Source organism: Veillonella parvula (genome assembly GCF_032577575.1).
In the GTDB taxonomy this organism is placed as follows: Bacteria; Bacillota; Negativicutes; order Veillonellales; family Veillonellaceae; genus Veillonella.
This window is the reverse complement of the sequence record NZ_JAWFVO010000001.1, coordinates 650,059-672,529: the sequence shown is the minus strand read 5'-3', so window position 1 is coordinate 672,529 and position 22,471 is coordinate 650,059. Positions and strand designations below refer to the sequence as shown.

Genomic DNA, 22,471 nt, shown 5'->3' with positions numbered 1-22,471 from the left:
TTTATGTATGACTTATGAGTACAGGAATTATGCATTATCAGTGCTTTTAACAAAATGAAAGGTACTGATATCAATGGAAAAAGTCGCGTTATATATGGTAAAATGGAATGATGATGTAATGAAGGAGAAATTACTATGAGTTCCATTTTACCTACTCTAGGAAAAGATGTAAGTATAGATATTGGTTCCATACAAACGCGCCTCATGGGGGGGACGCGAGGGACTGTTATAAGCGAACCATCGATTATAGCAACTGATACAAAACAAGAAAAAGTAGTAGCCGTTGGTGATGAAGCGGCGCGCCTCGTATTGCGCATGCCCGATATGTGGCGTCCGTTAACGCCTTTAAAGGATGGATTTATAGTTGACTATCGCGTTATGCATACTATGCTTAGCTACTTTCTTAATAAGGTTTCTAATGCATTGCGTCGAGCTCGCGTTGTCGTAGGGGTTCCTTGTGGGATGACCGATGTTGAGCAACGAGCCATGATGGATGCTGTTATTCAAGCTGGTGCTAGAGAGGTATTTCTTATCGAACGACCTGTGGCGGCTGCTATTGGTTGTGGTGTGCCTATCTTTGAAGCGCAAGGATCTATGGTCATTGATATCGGCGGTGGCACTATTGATATGGGGATTGTTTCTTTAGGTGGTATCGTGGATAGCAAAACAATTCGTTTTGGTGGTTCTGATATTAATAATGCCTTATTGCGCTATGTGCGTGAGTGTTTTGGCATTATTGTATCTGATGAAACTATAATAGATATTAAGCATACATTAGGAACAGCTGTCGCTCCTTTAGAGGATGCAGAGTATGCCTTTCAAGGGCGCGATATGATGAACGGCTTAGGTAGACGTTGTGTGATTCACCAATCTGAAGTGTACCAAGTTATAAATGAATGTTTGATTGGTCTCTTGGATGAGGTTAAGCAAATGATTCGTGCTACTGCACCAGAAATCGTGGCTGATATTATGCAACATGGCATATGGCTTACTGGCGGTACAGCAAGACTATCTGGTTTAGCGGACCGGATTGGTACTGAATTAGGGGTACCTGTTCACGTTCCTGAAGCACCTGAAACAAAAGTTGTGGTAGGCCTTAATGGGGCCTCATCTGATTTAGTGAGCTTATCGCGTTTTATTGTAAATTCTAAGAATAGAAAGGGCCGAGATTAGCATGATACAGTCAGATAAAAAGTTAATTATCATCGTTGTCATTGGTTGTATCCTAATGGCATTGCTCGGCTTTGCGTGGAAGCAACGGACTAGTATTCCCTTTGTTACGGTTACCCTCGAAGGAATTACAACGCCTTTCGCTTATGGGTCAGCCCGTTTATTAGAGGGTGTTCAAACTAGCTTTACAGTACTTAATAATGCTATTTTCTCTAATATTGAAAGTGAAGAGGAAGCATCTCGTAAAGCTACATTGGAACAAAAGGTAGTTAACTACGATGAAGTAGTGGCAGAGAATATTCGTCTTCGTCAGCTTTTAAACTATAAAAGTAGCCATCCAGAATTCTCCATGACCTTAGCGGGTATCATTACAAAGGATTACGGTACTTGGACAAATACTTTCACCATTGATAAAGGGAGTGATGAAGGTATGGCAGTTAACATGGCTGTTGTGGTACCTAGTGGTGTCGTTGGTTTTATTACAGATGTATATCCGCATTCTGCTCGCGTTCAAACCATTCTTGATCCTCGTAGCGCAATAGGTATTCTTGTACAACGACCTGAATCTCGTTTGTCTGGCGTTGTAAAAGGTAATGGAAATACACCTCGTACACCTTCTATGGTAAATATTGCTCGCGATGGGGACGTATTGGTAGGGGATAAGTTGATTACCTCCGGTTATGGTGGTATCTATCCAAAAGGTTTACCTGTTGGCAACGTGCAATCTATCGAAAATGATTCGGAAGGATTTGTTAAAAATGCGGTAGTCACACCGAGTGTAGACTTTTATCGTTTAGAAGAAGTTTTTGTGCTTACCTCGTCTTCTCTAAGTGCACCACAAAAACCAGAACTTGAACCTAAACTTGTGCCTCAAACACAACGAGATCAAGTAGAGGGTGCAAAGGGGGCCGTTAAACAATGATGCGTCTAGCTTTAGTTCTCTCTGGATTTTTAATATATTTTATACAAGCGCAATTATTGCCTACTATTTTTCATACAAATTGGTTACCAAACTTAATTTTGACGATAATTGTTATGATTACTTTATTTAAAGGTCGTCGTATGGGGCTGATATCCGCTGTTGTTGGGGGTATCGTACATGATGTATTGATATCTAACTTTTTTGGGCTCCATCTATTCCCTTACGTAATTGTGGTATACCTACTATCTGCCGTAAAGCATCGTATCTATGAAGAACGCTGGTATTGGTCTAGCGGTATAGTAGCTATTTGTACGCTACTAGATGGCGTTATTCGTAGCTTTATGATATTAGCTAGTGGTGGCGATTTGCACTTTGGACTATACTTGTGGCATATGGTATTACCCGTGATGTTCTGGAATGGCTTGTTAGGCGCTATTGTGCATGGTTTGTTATGGCGTAAAGATGATGAACAACAAGGTTATATTTGGTAAGGATTAAGGGGGTGAAAGAGTGCTTGAAGGCCTCTATAAACGAAGAAAAACGAATCGCTTTGATGTACTCTTTTACATTGTAGCCGGCATATTTATAGTCTTGGCATTACGCCTGATGTCGTTGCAAATCTTGTCTGGTGGTTATTACCAAGCTAAGGCAGAAGGCAACCGTTTGCGCATGGTATCCATGACAGCTGCTCGTGGTATTATGTACGATCGAAATGGTCAGATCTTAGTAGGTTCTAGACCGGCATACACTATCTCCATTTTGCCTACGGGGAAGGCTCTAGACGAAGGTGAAGTTGCTAAGTTGGCAACTTTGCTGAAAATTAAACCAGAAGATATTACAAAAAAGGTAAATGATCATAAATATGGTTATGAGCCAATTCGTATTGCTAATGATATTTCTATGGATGTAGTTACAAGCATCGAAGAGCATCGTCATGAATTACCAGGTGTTACCATAGATGTAGAACCACTTCGCTATTATCCATATGAAACGATGGCTTCTCAGCTCTTTGGTTATGTGGGTGAAGTGAGCGAAGAAGAATTAGAAGAGCTAAAACAGCAAGATCCAAATACCCTTATTAGTGGTGGTACTATTTTAGGCCGTTCTGGTCTTGAAAAACTATATGATTCCATCTTGCGTGGTACTGATGGTGGTAAACAGGTAGAGGTTGATGCTACAGGCCGACCGGTTGCGGAGGTAGATAGAAAGCATACAGTGCCTGGATCTAATATCCATTTGACAATAGATGCAAATCTACAAAAGGCTGCTGAAGAAGCTGTTAAGAACCAATTAGAACAGTTGCGTGCCCAAGGCATTCCAGCTCAAGGAGCTGCTGTAGTAGCAATGGATCCAAATACGGGTGCCATTTTGGCCATGGTCAGCGCCCCTGAGTTTAACCCTAATTGGTTTGCGAAGGGGATTACAACGGCACAGTGGAATCAATTGAATAACGATAAGAATCATCCATTTGATAATAAGGTTATTTCTGGTGAATATCCACCAGGTTCTCCGTTCAAGATTATTACAGGTACGGCGGCTTTAGATCTTAAAAAGGTTACCCCTGAAGAAATGATTTTTGATAGTGGTAAACATTGGCTTATCGATAAACGAAATGCAGAAGGTGAAGCATTAGGGTGGCTTAACTTTAATAAAGCTCTTGCAAAATCAGATAATGTTTACTTCTATGAAATGGGCAATCGCGTTGGCATAGAAGGACTTGTAAAATATGCTGGCTACTTTGGTATTGGCGAAAAGACAGGCATCAATCTTGTTGGTGAGGCCTCTGGTAATATGGCAAGTCCTGCTTATAAACGCAAAGTGTATGATGAAGATTGGTATTTAGGTGAAACCTTTGATGCGGCCATAGGTCAGTCTTTTACTTTGGTGACACCATTACAAATGGCTGTTATGCTCAGTGAAGTAGCAAATGGTGGCATTAAATACCGCCCATATGTAGTGAGCCGTATTGATAATAAGGATGGCACGCCAAAAGAAATCTTTGGCCCAGACAAGCTCGGTATCTTACCTGTACCAAAAAATATTATGGATCTTGTTCGCGAAGGCTTGCGTGATGTTACTAATGAAGGTGGTACAGCAGGGGAGTTGTTTAAAGGATTCCCTATTGATGTAGCTGGTAAAACAGGTACTTCAGAGAATGCACATGGCAGAGATCACGGCTGGTTTGTAGCCTATGCACCATATGATAAGCCACAAATTGTAGTGGTTGCACTTGTTGAGCAAGGTAGCTTTGGTGCGGGCTCTGCAGGGCCTATCGTACGAGATATATTGGCTGCGTACTTCAATGTACCAGTGAATAAGAAATCTAATGATACAAATAGTAAGAGCAATAAGGAAACTGCTACGGGGACAAGTATTAATAAAGGGCAAAAACCTCAGAATGCGGTAACTAGTGGACAACCAAGAAAGGATTAGTATGGGCGAGATAATCGGCGTTGTATCCGGTAAGGGGGGCGTAGGTAAGACTACGATTACCGCTTGCTTGGGTTCAGCCTTAAGCAATGCAGGGCATCACGTATTGCTCTGTGATGGAGATTTTGGATTGCGCGATTTAGACCTTGTGTTAGGAGTGGCAAATGAAATTATTTACGACGCATTAGATGCGAGCGAAGATAAAGACTATATGGATGATGCCATCGTATCAATTGCTGAAAACTTAGATTTTCTACCAGCTAGCCAAAGTGCTCGTTGGGAAGATATAGGTCGTAAAAAATATAAAAAATTAGTTCGTCGCCTCTCTGAGACATATGACTATATTTTAATTGATGCTCCTGCTGGTATCGGTAAGGGCATAGAGTCTATTTTAGAATTAGTAAATCGCTGCATCGTGGTGACGCATCCTTTATGGGTGTCCTTACGTAATGGGGCGCGCATGATTCAAGTATGTCAAGAACATAATATTCGTGATTATGCTATTGCTTTTAATGCAGTACCTATCGATGGAGAGAATATCAATTTATATGATATGTTAGAAGTCCTTCGCGCTGAATTTGTAGGGGCTATAATCCCTTATGATGAGGATATTTTGACCTATACACAAGATGGTCGTTTGTTAGAATTTGTTTCTAGCGAACTAAAAGCTATGTTAGCACCTCTTGTTGATTATGTAACTACCGGTGAGTGTTGGGAAGACTACGATGTACAAAAGCACTTCGATGCTTATGTAACTAAGAAAAAAACATCGAAGGAGCAAGATAGTACACCAAGTCTTGCAACAGTAGGTGAGTCTATTTTTGAGGATTCTAACAATGTTCATTACATTAATCGTGGCGGTTGGACCACGCAACGCTTATTGGTGCAAGGGAAACAAAGCTTGTGGCGCCGTAGCAAGTTGAAATAGGTGATATGATGTGGCGTAAAATATGGACAGATAGCGATTGGACTATCATCATATGTACTATATTACTTGTCGGAATTGGTCTTACAGCTATTGGTAGTGCTACCCATGTGAATCATGAGGCTATCGGTTTTGGTAGTTTAGTGGTAAAACAACTCGTATTCTTTTTAGCAAATATAGCTGTCGTTATAGGCATGCAATTTCTAGATTACCATCGCCTTAAAGGGTGGGGGAATATGATTTATGTGATTACCATGCTTATGTTAATTGCAGTTATGGTAGTTGGTACCTCCGCACTAGGTGCACAGCGTTGGATTCAACTGGGGCCAATTACTATTCAGCCTTCAGAGTTTTCTAAACTATTGATGATTATCTGTATGGCTAAAATGTTAGAACCGCGCATTGGCAAGTTAGATACTTTTAAATCCCTATTGATGCCAGTGTTATATGTAGGGATTCCTATCCTTCTCGTATTCTTACAACCTGACTTGGGGACATCCCTCGTATATATTGCTATATTTGTAGGGATGCTCTTTATATCTGGTATCAAAACTAAGCTTATAAAAATTATTGCGAGTGTGGCTTTACTCTTGATGCCTTTGGGCTGGTTTGTACTGAAAGAATACCAAAAGCAACGTATTCTAGTATTTTTAAATCCAGATATCGATCCCTTCGGTTCTGGCTATCATATTATTCAATCTAAGATTGCCATCGGGTCGGGTATGATTTTTGGTAAAGGTATCTTTAATGGTACTCAAAGTCAGTTGAACTTTTTACCAGAAAATCATACGGACTTTATCTTTTCTGTAATCGGCGAAGAATTTGGCTTTGTAGGATGCATTGTAGTATTGCTATTATTGTTTATGCTTATTTATCGCAGCATTCAAGTAGCATATACCTGCAATGATAATTTCGGTATGTTATTAGCAACGGGTATTGGTACGATGTTTGCCTTTGAAGTGCTCGTAAACGTAGGCATGACGATTGGTATTATGCCTGTAACGGGGATTCCGTTGCCATTCCTTAGCTATGGTGTTAGTGCGCTAACAACTAATATGCTGAGCATTGGCATTTTATTAAATATTGCTAGACAGCGGACAAAATATATATTTTAATATCCTTTCATAGGATTGATTGTGAAAGAAGTCTTTCATTAAAGACGGAGGATGTATGATTCAATTAGATACGTCATGGTTACAACATGTCCAAAAGCCCGCTCGTTACACGGGCGGCGAATACAATAGTATCGTGAAAGATCATAGTACTGTTGATGTAACTATGGCTTTAGGTTTTCCCGATGTGTACGAAGTGGCCATGAGTCATTTGGGCATCAAGATTTTGTATGGTCTCGTAAACCGTCGTGAAGATGCGGTAGCCGAGCGCGTATTTGCACCGTGGCACGATATGGAAGAGGCAATGCGCAAGCGTAATATTCCATTATTTTCCTTAGAAACACGTACGCCTATTAAAGACTTTGATGTGTTAGCATTTACGCTTCAATATGAAATGAGTTTTACTAACATTTTAAATATGCTCGATTTAGCAGGCATTCCTATGTATGCTAAGGAGCGTGATTTAGATTTTCCACTGCTTGTATGCGGTGGCCCTTGTGCGTATAATGTAGAGCCTATTGCTGATTTCTTTGATATCGTATCCCTCGGTGAATCCGAAGAGTGGGGCGATGAATTCATCGACTTATTTAAAGCAGAAAAAGCCAAAGGCTTCCCAGGTGGCAAAGAAGGCTTTTTGCGTAAAGTAGCCCAAATTCCTGGCACATATTGCCCGGCTTTATACGATGTAGAATACACCGAACAAGGCGATTTTAAATCGATTACGCCGCGTTTCGAAGACGTACCTGCAACCGTTGAGAAACGTATTATAGAGGATGTAGAGAATGTATTCTATCCAACAAAGCCTGTTGTACCGTTCCTTGATATAGTGCATGACCGTGCTGTATTGGAGTTATTCCGTGGCTGTACGCGTGGTTGTCGTTTCTGTCAGGCCGGTATGCTCTATCGTCCGGTTCGTGAAAAGACGCCAGAACGTTTGTTACAGATTGCTAAAGATACAATTGCCAATACGGGGTACAATGAAATATCCTTGATGAGTTTGAGCTCTGCGGACTATTCTAAATTGCCTGAACTCGTAGATATGCTCATGGAAGAGTTTAAAGATAAACAAGTTAGCGTTAGCTTACCGTCATTGCGTATTGATAGCTTCTCTATCGATATTGCGAAAAAGGTACAGCAAGTGCGCAAGAGTGGTCTTACCTTTGCGCCTGAAGCAGGTACGCAACGGATGCGTGACGTTATCAATAAGGGCGTTAGTGAAGAAGATTTGTTGGCCGCATGTACTAATGCCTTCAAATCAGGATGGAACACGGTTAAATTGTATTTTATGATGGGGCTTCCTACAGAAACAGACGAAGATTTGGCTGGTATTGCAGATCTTGCGTACAAGGTGCTTGACTTGCACCGTGATATTACAGGCAAACGTAATGGTTCTGTAACGGTGAGCGTATCCTTCTTCGTACCAAAAACACATTCTCCATATCAATGGTATGGTCAAGAAGATGTGGAGGAGATTCATCGTAAACAACGTTACTTGAAGTCTCTCATCAATAATCGTAACATTTCTTATCACTATCATGATGGTTATACTGGCTACATGGAAGCCGCTTTTGCTCGCGGAGATCGTAGACTATCTAAAGTTCTCGTAGAGGCTTGGAAAGCTGGTTGTAAATTTGATGGTTGGACTGAGTTCTTTAACTATGAAGCTTGGTTGAAAGCATTCGCTGACTGCGGATTGGATCCTGCGTATTTTGCACGTCGTACACGAGATTTCGATGAGCCATTGCCTTGGGATCATTTAGATTGTACTGTAAGTAAAGCTTTCTTAAAGCGTGAGTGGGAGCAAGCGGTAGCAGCTAATCTTACAGGCGATTGTCGTCGAGCTCCATGTAAGGGCTGTAATGTATGTCCAGAGCTCAATACAGCTATTATTGACTATAAGGAGGGTGGCAGAGTTGAAAAAGTTACGTTTGGCCTTAAATAAGGGCGAAGAATTACGATTCCTGTCACACCTTGATTATGCTCAAGCTGTAGAGCGGATGATACGTCGAGCAGAAATTAAAATGGCATATTCTGAAGGCTTTAACCCTCATATGAAAATTAGCTTTTCCTCTGCTCTTGCTTTAGGCGTAACGGCAGCGGCTGAATATATCGATATGGATGTGCTTGAAGAGGATAGTTTAGAGTCCATTATGGACCGTTTAAATCGCGTAGCACCTCCAGGACTTGAAGTACTAGACGGTAAAGAAATGCCTGAAAAGGTGAAAAAGATGATGGCCATCTGTAATTTTGCTATCTATGAGGTAACAGGTCCTGTGACAGATGAAAATGCTGATTGGGATGCGTTACTCAAACCTTTTAATGAAGCAACGGAAATTTCTTATGAAAAGGTAACACCTAAGAAAACTCGTACCATTGATGTAAAAGAGTTTGTAAAAGAACCCATCGTAGCCTCCGTTAAGGACGGTATGGTGACCCTTACAATGGGCATCGGCATTTATCCGCAAGGTACAATCAAACCTAGCGAAGTGTGGAATTTAGGCAAGGATCAATATAATTGGCCTATTACAACTAGCTACGAAATTCATCGTAAAGCAATTATGGTAGAAAACGAAGAAGGTCGCTATACGCCATTAGAAATTAATTATTAACTACTTACGTAAATATTAATTACCTATGTAAATCTTAGCTATTTATGTAGATGTTAGGGATTTAATATATTATTTTATATTCTGAAAGTATAAAGAAGGGAGGGATAGGATGCATAAAATTTTGGTCAATGTTATGCGCGAAGAAATTCGTATGGCTGTTATCGACGAAGAAGGCCAGCTAGTGGACTTTGTCTTGGAGCGTACCGATGATTCTCATATGGCAAATCATATGTACAAAGGCACAGTAAAGAACGTATTAAACGGTATGCAAGCGGCCTTTGTTGATATTGGGGGCTCTCAAAATGCGTATTTGAACCTTCAACAAGGGAAGGAACAGAAAATTTTGCCACGCCTATCTGTAGGGCAACAAATTCTCGTTCAAGTAGTGAAAGAAGAAATGCTCGGTAAAGGCGCCCGCGTGACTGCAGATGTCAGTTTGGCTGGTCGTTTTATGGTACTATTACCATATTCTGAAGGCATGCATATTTCCAAGAAAATTACAGACGAAACCATGCGCAGTAAACTACAAGAATTGGCAACCCCTTATGTACAAGAAGGTTGCGGTTTTATCATTCGTACTGCAGCAGCTAAGGCCAGTGCCGATGAAATCGGTCGCGATATGGAGTATCTGTGGCGGACCTGGCAACATGTGTTGAAGCGTTTTAAGGTTGCTAAGAGTGGTACTGACCTTTATAGTGATGCGGATTTTTGGTTCCGCCTTGTTCGGGACTATGCGCATCGCAATGTAGAGGAAATCATCGTTGATTCCGATATGGGTGAAGGTCGATTGATGGATCTTTTAGGTCATGGACCTACGTCGCAACAAATTAAAGTAACACGTCATCGCGATAGTACACCTATCTTTAAGGCAAACCACATTGAACCGCAATTAGAAGATCTTATCTCTCGCGATATTAATCTTCCTTCTGGTGGTTCAATCCGTATCGATCATACTGAAGCTCTTACCGTGTTTGATGTAAACTCTGCTCACTATACTGGTAAGTCTAATAAGCTGGAAGATTTAGCTTTCACAGTCAATAAAGAGGCGGCGAAAGAAATCTGTCGTCAATTGCGTTTGCGCGATATTGGCGGTATCATTGTGGTCGATTTCATCGATATGAAAGATAAAGAGCATCAACAAGAATTGTTAAAATTGTTGGGGGTACAAGCTAAGTTAGATAAAATGAAAACTGTTGTATGCGGCATTAGTTCGCTTGGCCTCGTAGAGATGACCAGAAAGCGAGCTCGCCAAGGCTTGCAAACCTTGATGTTTGATACATGCCCTCAATGCGGTGGTACGGGCTATATGTTGTCAGGTCGTACTGTGTATATGCAGATCGTGCGTCGTATCCGCGAGTTATTTAAGTCGGGACGTATTAAAACGAATCTAGAAATCGAAGTTCATCCGGAGGTGGCTCAGTATTTAACAAAGGCTATTCTCGAGGATTTAGGTGAGTCTATAGGGCGCAAGATTTCTATTGTAGTAAATCCACAAATTAGTCGAGAAGGGTATTCCTTGATGGCTATAACTGAATAAGTAAGTAGTTTGTTTATAGGTGAGTATAGTGTCTGTATTTGAAATTATATTAATTAGTATAGGCCTAGCGATGGATGCCTTTGGTGTATCTATCGGTAAGGGGCTAACAATGCCCGTAGGCGAGAATGGCCGTAAGGTAACCTTGGCATTTCTTTTTGGTTTGTTCCAGTTTCTTATGCCTCTTATTGGTTGGCTCATCGGTCGTCAATTTATCGATGTGATTGCTGATTGGGACCACTAGATTATCTTCGGACTTCTTGGTTATTTAGGTATCGCTATGATCAGAGAGGGACTTAGCGATGATGATGAAGAGGACGATGATAAGCAATTCTTGGGTGTCTGGGAAATGATGATGCTCTCCGTAGCGACTAGCCTTGATGCAATGACTGTAGGGTTGACCTTTGCATTTTTACCTATCAATGTATGGGAAGCATCTACGATGATTGGTGTTATTACCTTTGGTATATCTTTAGTGGGTGTTTACTTAGGTAAATTTATGGGCCGATTTGTTGGAAAATATGCAGATATAGTAGGTGGAGGTGTATTGATCCTCATCGGTACAAAGATACTTTTACAACATCTTGGGATTATTGGAGAATTTTAAGGTATATATATGTGAAAGTGTTAGAAACTGAGCGGATTCTGTTGATTTTTGTTTGACATGACTGTGTAAATAGGATATACTATATCAGTATTAGTTCGGTTTACTGAACTTTGCAATCCGCGTGAAGCAGGTTTAAACGCCCGACCGAAGTTCGGGTCGGGATACCGAATTCAGCGAGTTCGATAACAAGGAGGTGTTCTCATGTACGCAATTATTAAAACTGGTGGTAAACAATATCGCGTTGCTGAAGGCGATGTAATTACTATCGAAAAATTGGAAGCAGCTGCTGACGAGTCCGTTACATTCGAAGAAGTTTTGACTGTAGTGAATGACGGCGACGTTAAAGTTGGCGCTCCTCTTGTAAACGGTGCAAAAGTTACAGGTACAGTTCTTGAGCATGGTAAAGGTAAAAAAATCTTAGTATTCAAATATAAAGCTAAATCCAACTACCGTCGTCGTCAAGGCCATCGTCAACCGTTCACAAAAGTTCGTATTGAATCTATCCAAGCTTAATTATGGTTTCCATTGGAATCCAGCGGAATAGTGATGGCCAAGTAGTTGGTTGTCATATGTCCGGTCATGCAGGATATGATGAACATGGCTTCGATATCGTATGTGCCGCAGTGTCCGCCTTGTCGGCAACGGCAATGTTAGGACTCACCCAAATTGCTCGACAAGAAGGGGAGTATACGAATAGCGAAGGTCAATGTGATATAGTTCTCTCTGGTACGATTAATCAGAGTGGACAGGATATTCTGGGGACTATGCTTCTCGGTTTAGAGGAAATTAGCCGTCAATATCCAGAGTTTGTCCAAATTCACGAAATATAGGAGGTGAACTTAATGTTTACTTTTGATTTGCAATTGTTCGCACATAAAAAAGGTGTGTCCAGTACTCGTAACGGTCGTGACAGTGAATCTAAACGTCTTGGTGTTAAATGCCATGATGGTTCCATCGTAAAGAGCGGTAACATCATCGTTCGTCAACGTGGTACTCACTTCCACCCTGGTACTAACGTAGGTATCGGTAAAGATGACACTTTATTTGCACTTGTGCCTGGTAAAGTAGCATTTGAACGTGCTGGTCGTTATAACCGTAAAGTTAGCGTATACCCTGTAGAAGCTTAATTTTATAAGACTATTAATCCCTAGTGGTTTCCACTAGGGTTTTTTTGTTGTTTACAGGTGATCGTAATTGAATGAATAAACCATATACATTTTAGTCATATTCGATATAGATAATCGATATAGATTAGAAACTCCCATGATATAAAGGTTGCTTCCTCTTATGAGGAGGCAACCTTTTTGCATGTATCAAATTCCTGTGCTTTTTAGTAGGAATAGTGGTATACTATGTACAGTATCAGTGAAATACCAGAAGACTGGTTGTCATATACTTTCGTAAACCTAAAGAGGGGTGGCATTGCCACTAGAAAGATTTGAGGTAAGTACTATGTATGATGTAAAATCTCCAAAGGCGGAGGAATTTATTTCCCATCAGGAAATCCTTGACACACTTGCCTATGCAGAGGAAAACAAGGAAAATCGGGAGTTGTTAGATGCTATTTTAGCGAAAGCTGCTACATTTAAGGGATTAAACCACCGAGAAGCAGCAGTTCTCTTAGAATGTCCGTTACCTGAATATAAGGAAAAGCTTTTTGCTTTAGCAAAGGAAATCAAGAAGGCTATCTACGGCGATCGTATTGTTCTATTTGCACCGTTATACTTGTCTAACTATTGTATCAATGGATGTGTGTATTGTCCGTACCACTCCAAAAACCGCGATATTAAACGTAAAAAATTAACGCAAGACCAAATCAGAGAAGAGGTTATTGCGTTAGAAGCGATGGGCCATAAGCGTATTGTAATTGAGTCTGGTGAAGATCCTCTTAATAATCCACTAGAATATATTTTGGAATCCATCAAGACGATTTACGGTATCAAAAATAAAAATGGTGAAATCCGCCGTGTAAACGTAAATATTGCAGCTTGTTCCGTTGAGGACTACAAAAAATTACATGAAGCTGGTATTGGCACATATACATTATTCCAAGAAACATATAATAAAGAAAACTATGAAGCCTTACATCCTACAGGCCCTAAGAGCGACTACGCCTACCATACAGAGGCGATGGACCGCGCTATGCAAGGTGGTATTGATGATGTAGGCATCGGTGTTCTTTATGGTTTGGAACATTATAAATACGATTTCGTTGGTTTGTTGATGCACGCAGAACATTTAGAGGCTGTGTATGGGGTAGGTCCACATACTATTTCTGTACCTCGTATTTGTCCAGCGGATGATATCGATGTAGATGATTTCAGTAATGCTGTACCTGATGATGTATTTGAAAAAATTGTTGCTCTTATCCGCGTCTCCACACCGTATACAGGTATGATTATGTCCACTCGTGAAAGTCAATCCATGCGTGAACGTGGCTTGGCATTAGGTATCTCCCAAATTAGTGGTGGATCTCGTACTAGTGTAGGTGGTTACAAAGAAGAAGAAAAGCCAGAAGATAATACGGCACAATTCGATCGTAGTGATACGCGTACATTAGATGAAATCGTTAACTGGTTGCTAGATCTTGGGTATGTTCCAAGCTTCTGTACTGCTTGTTATCGTGCAGGTAGAACTGGGGATCGATTCATGGCTCTTGCAAAATCCGGTCAAATTCACAACTGTTGTCAACCAAATGCGTTGATGACATTGAACGAATATATCATGGATTACGGCAATGATGAAACTAAGGCTCATGGTTCTAAGGTTATTGAACAACAGTTAGAAAATATCAAAAATGATTTAGTTAAAGATAAAGCTAAAGCTTATATTGCACAGATGAAAGACGGCGAACGGGACTTCCGGTTCTAAGGAATTCACTGATATGGAGCCTCCTATTGATAATGGGAGGCTCTTTCTTGTTGAGAAAATAGCAAGATTTAAATGAGAATAAAATATATAAAATAGTTTATTTTATTTGCATTTTAAGGTATAATAAATAAAAATGATAATGATAATACGTTGAATTCAAGAATAATATTGATTATAAACTACTGAGAGATATGATGATTAAGAAAAAACGTTGGCGCCTTTGTAAAGGTGATCAAGAGAAAGAGAATATCTTAATCCGTGAACTTGGTGTAAACCCTATTGTGGCTAAATTAATGGTGAATCGTCACATTGATGTAGACGAAGGTCGTCAGTTTTTACAAGGTACTTTGTCAGATTTGTTAGATCCATTTACATTAAAAGATATGGATGTGGCTGTTTCACTAGTTCTGGAAACAATTGAAAGTCACAAACCAATCGTCATTTATGGTGATTATGATGTAGATGGTATTACTGCAACATCAGTACTTTATCGATTTTTAAAGAAATTAGGTGCCGATGTTACCTATTACATACCAGAACGTCAAAGTGAAGGGTATGGCCTCAATTTAGAGGCTTTAGAGCACCTTATTGAACGGGGAACGGCTTTAGTCATTACTGTAGACTGCGGCATTAGTTCTTACGATATTGTAGAGGCTGTACGAGACCGCATCGATATGATTATTACGGATCACCATACGGCTCCTGATATGATTCCACGAGCCAAGGCCGTTATAAATCATAAGCAAAAGGACTGTCCATATAAGGATAAAAACTTATCTGGAGTAGGTGTTGCTTTTAAGTTATGCCAAGCCTTGTGGCTTACAAAGCACGGAGAATGGTACTTAGATGATTTAGATATCGTTGCACTTGGCACTGTGGCAGATGTAGTGCCTTTGGTCGGTGAGAACCGTATCATTGTAAAATCAGGCCTTGAGAAGATGAATAGGGAACCTAACTTGGGGATTAAAAAGCTTATTGATGTAGCTGGGCTTCATGAACGAACTATTACATCTGGACATATTGGTTTTACCTTAGCACCTCGTCTTAATGCAGCGGGTCGCGTAACGCATGCAACGCGTGCAGTTGAATTACTTGTGACCGATGACGAGGATATAGTAGAGGCAATTGCGGAGGAACTAAATGAAACGAACCGTGAACGACAAGAGTTAGAACGAAATATTCATGAGTTGGCTCGTGTTGATGTAGCTAATCAAGGACATAAAGCTGATTATGTAACTATTGTGGCCGGCGAAGAGTGGCATCCAGGAGTCATTGGTATTGTTGCTTCTCGTCTAGTAGAGGAGTTTTACAAGCCAACCTTAGTCATCAGTATTCATGATGGCGTTGGTAAAGGCTCGTGCCGTAGTATAGATGGCTTTAACATATATGATGCATTAAAATCTTGTGAGGATATCTTGCTACAGTTTGGCGGGCATGCTGCGGCAGCAGGCTTTAGCATCGATGCAAATCGTATTGATGAGTTACGAGAACGGTTAACCAAGTATTGCAAAGCAGTTATTACAGATGAGGAATATATTCCTGTGGTTGCTATTGATGCGGAACTACCTGTTGATGATATCGATGTCGATATCATTGACCGCGTATCAGACCTTGAACCTTATGGAATGGCCAATAGCACGCCAGTCTTTGCTATTATGGAAGCTACCGTGCAAGATATTATGCTCATGGGCCAATTAAAAAATCATTGTAAGATAATATTTGAAACTTCGAATGGTACATTAGATGCTATAGCTTGGAATCGTCCAGACTTATTTAAATTTATCTTTGTGGGAACTGTGGTAAAAGTGGCATTTTCTTTGCAAAAGAATGAATGGCAAGGCATGGTTTCTCCGCAACTCATGATTCAAGCTATTGAACCATTGACTGAAGAGCCGATTAAGCTTTCTACAGAAGGGCTTAGGCAAATGTATGTCATAATAAAACAGTCCATGCGAGGTCGTAGTCAATCGGTTTATAATGTAGAACAAGATATATTGCGCCGTAAGCCGGCAGATCAGAATAATCGCAGTGCTCTAACATCTATTGATGTATTTAAAGAATTGGGCATTGTTGAAGAATATACAAGTGATGATGGTCAATTAATGCTTAGATGGAACGCCATTGAAGGAAAATTAGATCTTGTCACATCCGTAACATTCCTTACGTATAGTGTATAGGAGGTGACATCATGACAACTGTAAATGAAGAAGGCAAAGCTTTGGTAGAACAAAGTACATTTGATAAAAGTAAAGCCTTAGCTGAGTTTATGGAGTATATCCATACGTATTTAACAGATGATGAGTGTGACCAAGTATTGAAAGCTTTTGAGCTTGCTGATAAGGCTCATGAAGGTCAGTTTAGAGCTTCCGGTGAACCGTATATCATGCATCCTCTAGCTGTAGCTGATATTTTGGCACATTTACAAATCGACCATATTACACTCATGGCAGCTCTAATGCATGATGTGGTTGAAGATACATCTTACTCGAAGGAAGACCTAGAGGAGATGTTTGGCTCTGAAGTAGCATTCCTCGTTGATGGGGTAACAAAATTAAACCAATTCCAGTATGAAACCAAAGAAGATCGCCAAATGGAAAACTATCGAAAGATGATTTTAGCTATGGCGAAGGACGTACGTGTCGTAGTTATTAAATTGGGTGATCGCTTACATAATATGCGCACCTTAAAGCATATGCGTAGTGACAAACAAAAGCGTATTGCTAAGGAAACCCTAGAAATCTTTGCACCTTTGGCACATCGTCTTGGTATCTTCAATGTGAAATGGGAGTTGGAAGATTTATCCTTCCGTTATTTAGAGCCGGAAAAATACTATGATCTAGTCGATCAAATGAAACAAAAACGCCAAGTCCGGGAAGACATCGTTAATGATACGATGAGGCAACTTACAAAGGCCTTAAGTGAAGCCCATATCAAGGCGGATATCAAAGGTCGTCCAAAACACTTCTACAGTATTTATAAGAAGATGAAAAAGGATAATCGTGATTTATCCCAAATTTATGATTTGCTTGCCGTTCGTGTAATTGTTGATAGCATTCCTGATTGTTATGCAGTACTTGGCATTGCACATAGCTTGTGGAAGCCATTGCCTTATCGCTTCAAAGATTATATTTCCATGCCGAAGTCTAATATGTATCAATCCTTGCATACAACCGTTATCGGCACGATGGGGCAACCGGTAGAGATTCAAATCCGTACTTGGGAAATGCACCGTGTATCTGAATATGGTGTGGCTGCTCACTGGCGATATAAAGAAGGAAATAAAAATGGCGATAAAGAATTTGATCAAAAGGTTGCATGGCTGCGCCAAGTTCTTGAATGGCAAGATACTAGTAATCCAACGGAACTCGTTAATGCTTTGAAATTAGACGTTTTCTCTGGTGAGGTATTTGTATTTACGCCAAAGGGTGACGTTGTTAAGTTGCCAATAGGCTCTGTACCTCTTGATTTTGCCTATCGAGTTCATACCGATGTAGGTCATCATTGTGTAGGTGCTAAGGTAAACGGTAAAATTGTACCGCTGGATTACACCTTGCAAAATGGTGATATTGTTGATATCATCACATCCAAAACAGGTCGTCCTAGCCTTGATTGGTTGAATATCGTAGGTTCTTCTGAAAGTAAGAGCAAAATTCGCAATTGGTTCAAGCGTGAAAATAAAGCTGAAAATATTGAAAAAGGCTTAGAAGCTCTTGAAAAAGAAGCAAAACGATTGAATCATAATTGGAAAGAATTATGTGCAGACAACCGTTTACAACATGTAACGAAACAACTTAAAGCCGGTACAGAAGAGGAAATGTTTGCAGCCTGTGGCTATGGCGGTATTCCTGTAAGCACGGTTCTCTTGCGTTTAATTGAACTTTATAAAAAGTCTAAAGAGGTAGAGGAATCTAAGCGCAGTACAGAGCAAATTATTGAGAAGTTAAAATCTCAAGGACAAAAGAAAACTAAAAATGGCACTGGTGTTCTCGTAAAAGGTGAAGCTGGTGTGATGGTGCGTATGGCAAAATGCTGTAATCCTGTACCTGGTGATGATATTATAGGTTACATAACCCGTGGTCGTGGCGTTTCTATTCACCGTTGTGATTGCCCTAGCATGGGCCATTCACCTGAAGATTTAGAGCGGATGATAGAAGTCTCTTGGGACGGTTCTTCTGGCGAATCTTTCCACGTAGGCATTGATATTCAAGCTTATGATCGAGCTGGCATTCTCATGGAAGTTATGGCGGTGCTTTCAGAATTGAAAATCACCATTACTAACATCAATGCTAAGGTTCAAGAAGATACAAAAAATGTAAGCATTAATTTGGTGGTTGATATTCGGGATATTTCGCAACTAGATTTTGTAATGACTAAATTGCGTCGTATTCGTGAAGTGTATACTGTTCAACGTAGTAAAGGAGGGGCTTAATGAGCGAACAACAATTAGTGCTTATGCGCATGCCTTTAGGTCCACTAGGAACAAATTGCTATGTTATCGGTGATAAAGCGATAGGTGAAGCTTTCATTATCGATCCTGCAACAGCTGAAGTACTAGATGCGCTAAAAAAACATGACTTAAAGCCGAAGGCAATTGTACTGACACATGGTCATGGAGATCATATTGGTGGCATTCAAGAGATTGTAAACATCTATCATGTGCCTGTATATATTCATAAGGGCGATGTACCGTATTTATCTGATCCTGAACTTAATCTTAGTGCTTATAGCAATCCAACGCCAATTAAGGTAAAAGCGGAAATTATTGAGGTTAAACAAGGTGATCACATTACATGTGGTGATATCGATCTTGAGGTGCTTGAAACACCAGGTCATACGCCAGGAGGTGTGTGTTATTACATGGAAGGTCTTGTGTTTGTAGGGGACACTCTATTCAGAGACTCTGTAGGCCGTACAGATTTTCCAAATGGTTCTTATGAGACCCTGATATCATCGATTAAGACTCAGCTATATAGATTGCCTGATAATACAATGGTTTATCCTGGTCATGGACCGGAAACAAATATAGGGTATGAAAAACAATACAACCCATTCGTTGGTCAGTAGGTTTAAACGAATTATTTTTTACAGTCGAGGGGAAATTTATTATGAACACAACATTAGAAAAATTAAAAGAACGCATTAAAGACAAAAAGTACAAATTGACCACACAACGTCAAACAATCTTGCAAGCATTTATCGATGCTGAAGAAAATCATTTGAGTGCTGAAGATGTATATGTTCTTGTAAAAGAGGTGGCACCTGATATCGGGTTAGCAACAATTTACAGAACTCTTGATCTCTTCACAGAACTTGATTTGTTAAAACGTCTTGATTTTGGTGATGGCCGTAATCGTTATGAATTAAATGACGAAGAGTTCGCTCATTTCCATCATCATTTGATTTGCGTAAAATGTGGTAAAGTATCCGAGTTTGAAGATGACATGCTTGAAACATTGGAGTCTATCATCGCTAAGAAATTGAACTTCCGTACCATTGATCATCAATTGAAAGTATATGGTTACTGTAGTGATTGTCAAAATCATATGACTGAAGCAGAATTAGAAAAGCTTGAGCGTATGTCCCATCATGGTTAATGGATATCTATATACGGGTCCATTACCACTTGGCTCCGTAGTAGCTCATAACTGTGGCGCGGCAGGACTCTTTTCTGATAAGGTACATCCAGAGGTTATCCTTGAAGCGCATGAAGTGGAAGGAATATATACATTAACTGTTACTATTGGTGATACAATTAAGATTTTTGAAGGAACTGTTTCCTCTATGGGGCGTCGTCAAATTGGACAAGCCTTGTTGCGATATTTGCGTGAATATCAAGGCTTACCTGCTGAGGCTCCATGGGGAACTATGATAGGTGTGCGCCCTACAAAGCTACTACATAAATATATAGATACATATGGCTCTATCCACGCAGCAACTCGTCACATTAGGGACGAGTTTTCTGTGTCTATGGAAAAGCTTGCTACTTTGGGGTCCATTGGCGAATATCAACGTCCGTTTTTATCTGATACAGATGATAAAAAGGTAAGTCTCTATTGTGGTATTCCTTTCTGCGATACGCGTTGCGTATATTGCTCGTTTCCATATGGTCTTTATCAGGATTATGTTGGTAAAAGTCAATTTCTAAGGGCTTTAAACCGTGATATAGAAGATATGAAATCTATTGTTGATTCCTATGGCCTAACAGTCGATACTCTCTATATGGGCGGTGGTACTCCGACAGTGCTAGAGGATGAAGACTTTCACCAAGTCCTAAAACAGTTATCTCTACTCGTATCTGAACGACATGAATTCACTGTAGAGGCCGGGCGGCCAGATTCTGTTAATCCTATTAAGCTACGTTCCATGCTTGAGCTAGGTGTGAATCGCATTAGCATTAACCCGCAAACGATGCAAGATGATATTTTGCGTCGCATTGGACGCGGTCATAGCGTACGGGATGTTGATGAACTTTTACAATATGTAAAAAACAATACATCATTAGCCGTAAATATGGATTTTATCGCAGGCTTGCCTAACCAAACGATGTCAAACATGATAGAGAATATGGATTATGTATGTCAAAATCTGCCGGAAAATGTTACAATTCATACGTTAGCATTAAAACGTGGTAGCCCGTTGTACGATTTACAAATGCAAGATGATATTCCTGAAGAAAATCTCGTAGCGGAAATGGTACAATATGGTAAAGAGCGTCTTGAAGCGGCTGGTTATGTGCCATATTATTTATATCGCCAACAATATATGAGAGGGCAGTTAGAGAATATCGGCTATACCTTGCCTGGCAAAGCATGCGAATATAATATTCAAATCATGGAGGAACGTCAAAGTATTCTATCCATGGGGCCCGGTAGCTCGTCTAAGTGGATGCGAGCCCCTGAATATCGTCAGCTTAAACAGCATATGCCAAAAGACGTAGATGTTTATCACGTAACGATAGATGCACTTTTAGAGAAACGACATAGAATTTGTGAAAGATTTTGGGAGGTTGTGTAATGGCTATAAGAAAACCAAGAGGTACACAAGACTTTTTGCCAGAACAGATGATAAATTGGCACTATATTGAACAACGTATGCGCGAAATTTGTAAAGTATACGGCTTCAATGAAATTCGCACACCTGCCTTTGAAGAAACTAAATTATTTTTGCGAGGTATCGGTGAAACTACAGATGTAGTACAAAAAGAGATGTACACCTTTACCACCGGAGATGACGGTGGTTCTAGCTTTACCTTACGCCCTGAAAATACGGCGTCTGCTGTGCGCGCATACTTAGAAAATAAAGTATATGGTAAAGAAGGTCTCACCAAATGGTATTATATGGGCCCTATGTTCCGTCATGATAAACCGCAAGCAGGCCGTTACCGTCAATTTCACCAATTTGGTGCTGAGGTATTAGGCTCTCAATCTCCAGTAGTGGATAGCGAAGTTATCTGCATGGTTGTGCAGTTGTTAAAAGATTTTGGGCTTAAAGATCTCAATGTAGAGGTAAATTCTGTAGGTTGTCCGATATGTCGTCCTGTATATCGTGAAAAATTAATCGCTTTCTTTGAACCTAAAAAGGAACAATTATGTAGCGACTGCCAAGAACGTTTGTACAAAAACCCTTTGCGTATACTGGATTGTAAAAATGAAACATGTAAATCCTTGTCCATAGGTGCTCCTGAAATTCACGAACATTTATGTGAAGAGTGTCATGATCATTTTGAAGAATTGAAAACCTATTTAACTGCAGCTAATGTGCAATATACTTTAAATCCTCGTCTCGTACGTGGCCTTGATTACTATACAAAAACAGCTTTTGAGGTACAATATACTCCTTTAGGTGCTCAAAGTGCCGTAGCCGGTGGTGGCCGTTACGATGGTCTCGTAGAAGAGCTCGATGGACCTCATACTCCAGCTATCGGTTTTGCTATGGGCATGGAGCGTTTACTATTAGCTCTTGAAAAACAAAACTTATTGCCTGAGCCGACTGTAGAACCATCTGCATTCGTAGTCGCTCTTGGTGATGCGGCTAAGGTAGAGGCTTTCAAAATTTGCCAAAAACTTCGCAGTCTTGATATTCCTGTTGAAATGGACGGGCAGGGAAAAAGTATGAAGGCACAATTAAAATACGCTAACAAAATTAATGCGAAATATGTTATTATATTGGGTGATGATGAATTGGTTCGTAAAGAAGCCATAATTCGATTCATGGATACTAGTGAACAAGAGACTGTATCTCTCAATACAGTGGCTGAACGTATAACTTCTTTGGTGAAAGGATGACAATTA

Annotated in this window: 19 protein-coding genes and 1 pseudogene; all 20 read left to right on the top strand. The window is 40.2% G+C overall.

Going from position 1 to position 22,471, the window contains the following annotated elements; genetic code table 11:
- The first annotated feature begins 135 nt into the window (after nucleotides 1-135).
- Nucleotides 136-1,173: a rod shape-determining protein gene (locus E7K77_RS03150; RefSeq protein ID WP_008601416.1), complete on the top strand. Its 1,038-nt coding sequence runs from the start codon at nucleotides 136-138 to the stop codon at nucleotides 1,171-1,173.
- A gap of 1 nt (nucleotide 1,174) precedes the next feature.
- Nucleotides 1,175-2,092: a rod shape-determining protein MreC gene (gene mreC / locus E7K77_RS03145; protein ID WP_012864591.1), complete on the top strand. Its 918-nt coding sequence runs from the start codon at nucleotides 1,175-1,177 to the stop codon at nucleotides 2,090-2,092.
- On the top strand, nucleotides 2,089-2,583 hold the full coding sequence (gene mreD, locus E7K77_RS03140) for a rod shape-determining protein MreD (RefSeq protein WP_008714280.1): 495 nt from the start codon (nucleotides 2,089-2,091) through the stop codon (nucleotides 2,581-2,583). Before mreC ends, mreD begins: the two co-directional genes overlap by 4 nt.
- A gap of 19 nt (nucleotides 2,584-2,602) precedes the next feature.
- Entirely contained in the window at nucleotides 2,603-4,525 is a 1,923-nt protein-coding gene (gene mrdA, locus E7K77_RS03135) for a penicillin-binding protein 2 (RefSeq protein WP_008714278.1), read from the top strand.
- Between the two features lies 1 nt (nucleotide 4,526).
- Nucleotides 4,527-5,450 (top strand): P-loop NTPase, encoded by a 924-nt coding sequence (locus E7K77_RS03130; RefSeq protein WP_287541567.1) that lies wholly within the window; start codon nucleotides 4,527-4,529, stop codon nucleotides 5,448-5,450.
- An 8-nt stretch (nucleotides 5,451-5,458) separates the two neighbouring features.
- Nucleotides 5,459-6,562 (top strand): rod shape-determining protein RodA, encoded by a 1,104-nt coding sequence (gene rodA, locus E7K77_RS03125; RefSeq protein WP_083791376.1) that lies wholly within the window; start codon nucleotides 5,459-5,461, stop codon nucleotides 6,560-6,562.
- A 55-nt stretch (nucleotides 6,563-6,617) separates the two neighbouring features.
- Entirely contained in the window at nucleotides 6,618-8,501 is a 1,884-nt protein-coding gene (locus E7K77_RS03120; RefSeq protein ID WP_325306053.1) for a TIGR03960 family B12-binding radical SAM protein, read from the top strand.
- Entirely contained in the window at nucleotides 8,473-9,168 is a 696-nt protein-coding gene (locus E7K77_RS03115; RefSeq protein ID WP_195213109.1) for a TIGR03936 family radical SAM-associated protein, read from the top strand. Before E7K77_RS03120 ends, E7K77_RS03115 begins: the two co-directional genes overlap by 29 nt.
- Nucleotides 9,169-9,277: 109 nt before the next feature.
- Entirely contained in the window at nucleotides 9,278-10,705 is a 1,428-nt protein-coding gene (locus E7K77_RS03110; RefSeq protein WP_195213110.1) for an Rne/Rng family ribonuclease, read from the top strand.
- A gap of 28 nt (nucleotides 10,706-10,733) precedes the next feature.
- A pseudogene (locus E7K77_RS03105) lies at nucleotides 10,734-11,309 on the top strand (manganese efflux pump MntP).
- Between the two features lie 201 nt (nucleotides 11,310-11,510).
- A complete protein-coding gene (gene rplU / locus E7K77_RS03100; RefSeq protein ID WP_004696434.1) occupies nucleotides 11,511-11,822 on the top strand; it encodes a 50S ribosomal protein L21 in 312 nt (103 codons plus the stop codon).
- Nucleotides 11,823-11,824: 2 nt separating this feature from the next.
- Nucleotides 11,825-12,139, top strand: a complete 315-nt coding sequence (locus E7K77_RS03095; RefSeq protein ID WP_008601403.1) for a ribosomal-processing cysteine protease Prp — start codon at nucleotides 11,825-11,827, stop codon at nucleotides 12,137-12,139.
- A 12-nt stretch (nucleotides 12,140-12,151) separates the two neighbouring features.
- Nucleotides 12,152-12,436, top strand: a complete 285-nt coding sequence (rpmA, locus tag E7K77_RS03090; RefSeq protein ID WP_004696430.1) for a 50S ribosomal protein L27 — start codon at nucleotides 12,152-12,154, stop codon at nucleotides 12,434-12,436.
- Between the two features lie 325 nt (nucleotides 12,437-12,761).
- On the top strand, nucleotides 12,762-14,180 hold the full coding sequence (gene hydG, locus E7K77_RS03085; protein WP_004696428.1) for a [FeFe] hydrogenase H-cluster radical SAM maturase HydG: 1,419 nt from the start codon (nucleotides 12,762-12,764) through the stop codon (nucleotides 14,178-14,180).
- A gap of 194 nt (nucleotides 14,181-14,374) precedes the next feature.
- Complete coding sequence (gene recJ / locus E7K77_RS03080) at nucleotides 14,375-16,357, top strand: single-stranded-DNA-specific exonuclease RecJ (RefSeq protein ID WP_077708569.1); 1,983 nt, start codon at nucleotides 14,375-14,377, stop codon at nucleotides 16,355-16,357.
- An 11-nt stretch (nucleotides 16,358-16,368) separates the two neighbouring features.
- Entirely contained in the window at nucleotides 16,369-18,609 is a 2,241-nt protein-coding gene (locus E7K77_RS03075; RefSeq protein WP_004696424.1) for a RelA/SpoT family protein, read from the top strand.
- Complete coding sequence (locus tag E7K77_RS03070; protein ID WP_128114051.1) at nucleotides 18,609-19,244, top strand: MBL fold metallo-hydrolase; 636 nt, start codon at nucleotides 18,609-18,611, stop codon at nucleotides 19,242-19,244. Before E7K77_RS03075 ends, E7K77_RS03070 begins: the two co-directional genes overlap by 1 nt.
- Before the next feature lie 41 nt (nucleotides 19,245-19,285).
- Complete coding sequence (locus E7K77_RS03065; protein WP_008601380.1) at nucleotides 19,286-19,774, top strand: Fur family transcriptional regulator; 489 nt, start codon at nucleotides 19,286-19,288, stop codon at nucleotides 19,772-19,774.
- Nucleotides 19,767-21,194, top strand: coding sequence for a coproporphyrinogen dehydrogenase HemZ (hemZ, locus tag E7K77_RS03060; protein WP_325306052.1), 1,428 nt, complete (start codon nucleotides 19,767-19,769; stop codon nucleotides 21,192-21,194). The genes E7K77_RS03065 and hemZ overlap by 8 nt, the downstream gene beginning before the upstream one ends.
- Nucleotides 21,194-22,465, top strand: a complete 1,272-nt coding sequence (gene hisS, locus E7K77_RS03055) for a histidine--tRNA ligase (RefSeq protein WP_105086654.1) — start codon at nucleotides 21,194-21,196, stop codon at nucleotides 22,463-22,465. The genes hemZ and hisS overlap by 1 nt, the downstream gene beginning before the upstream one ends.
- The last annotated feature ends 6 nt before the right edge of the window (nucleotides 22,466-22,471 follow it).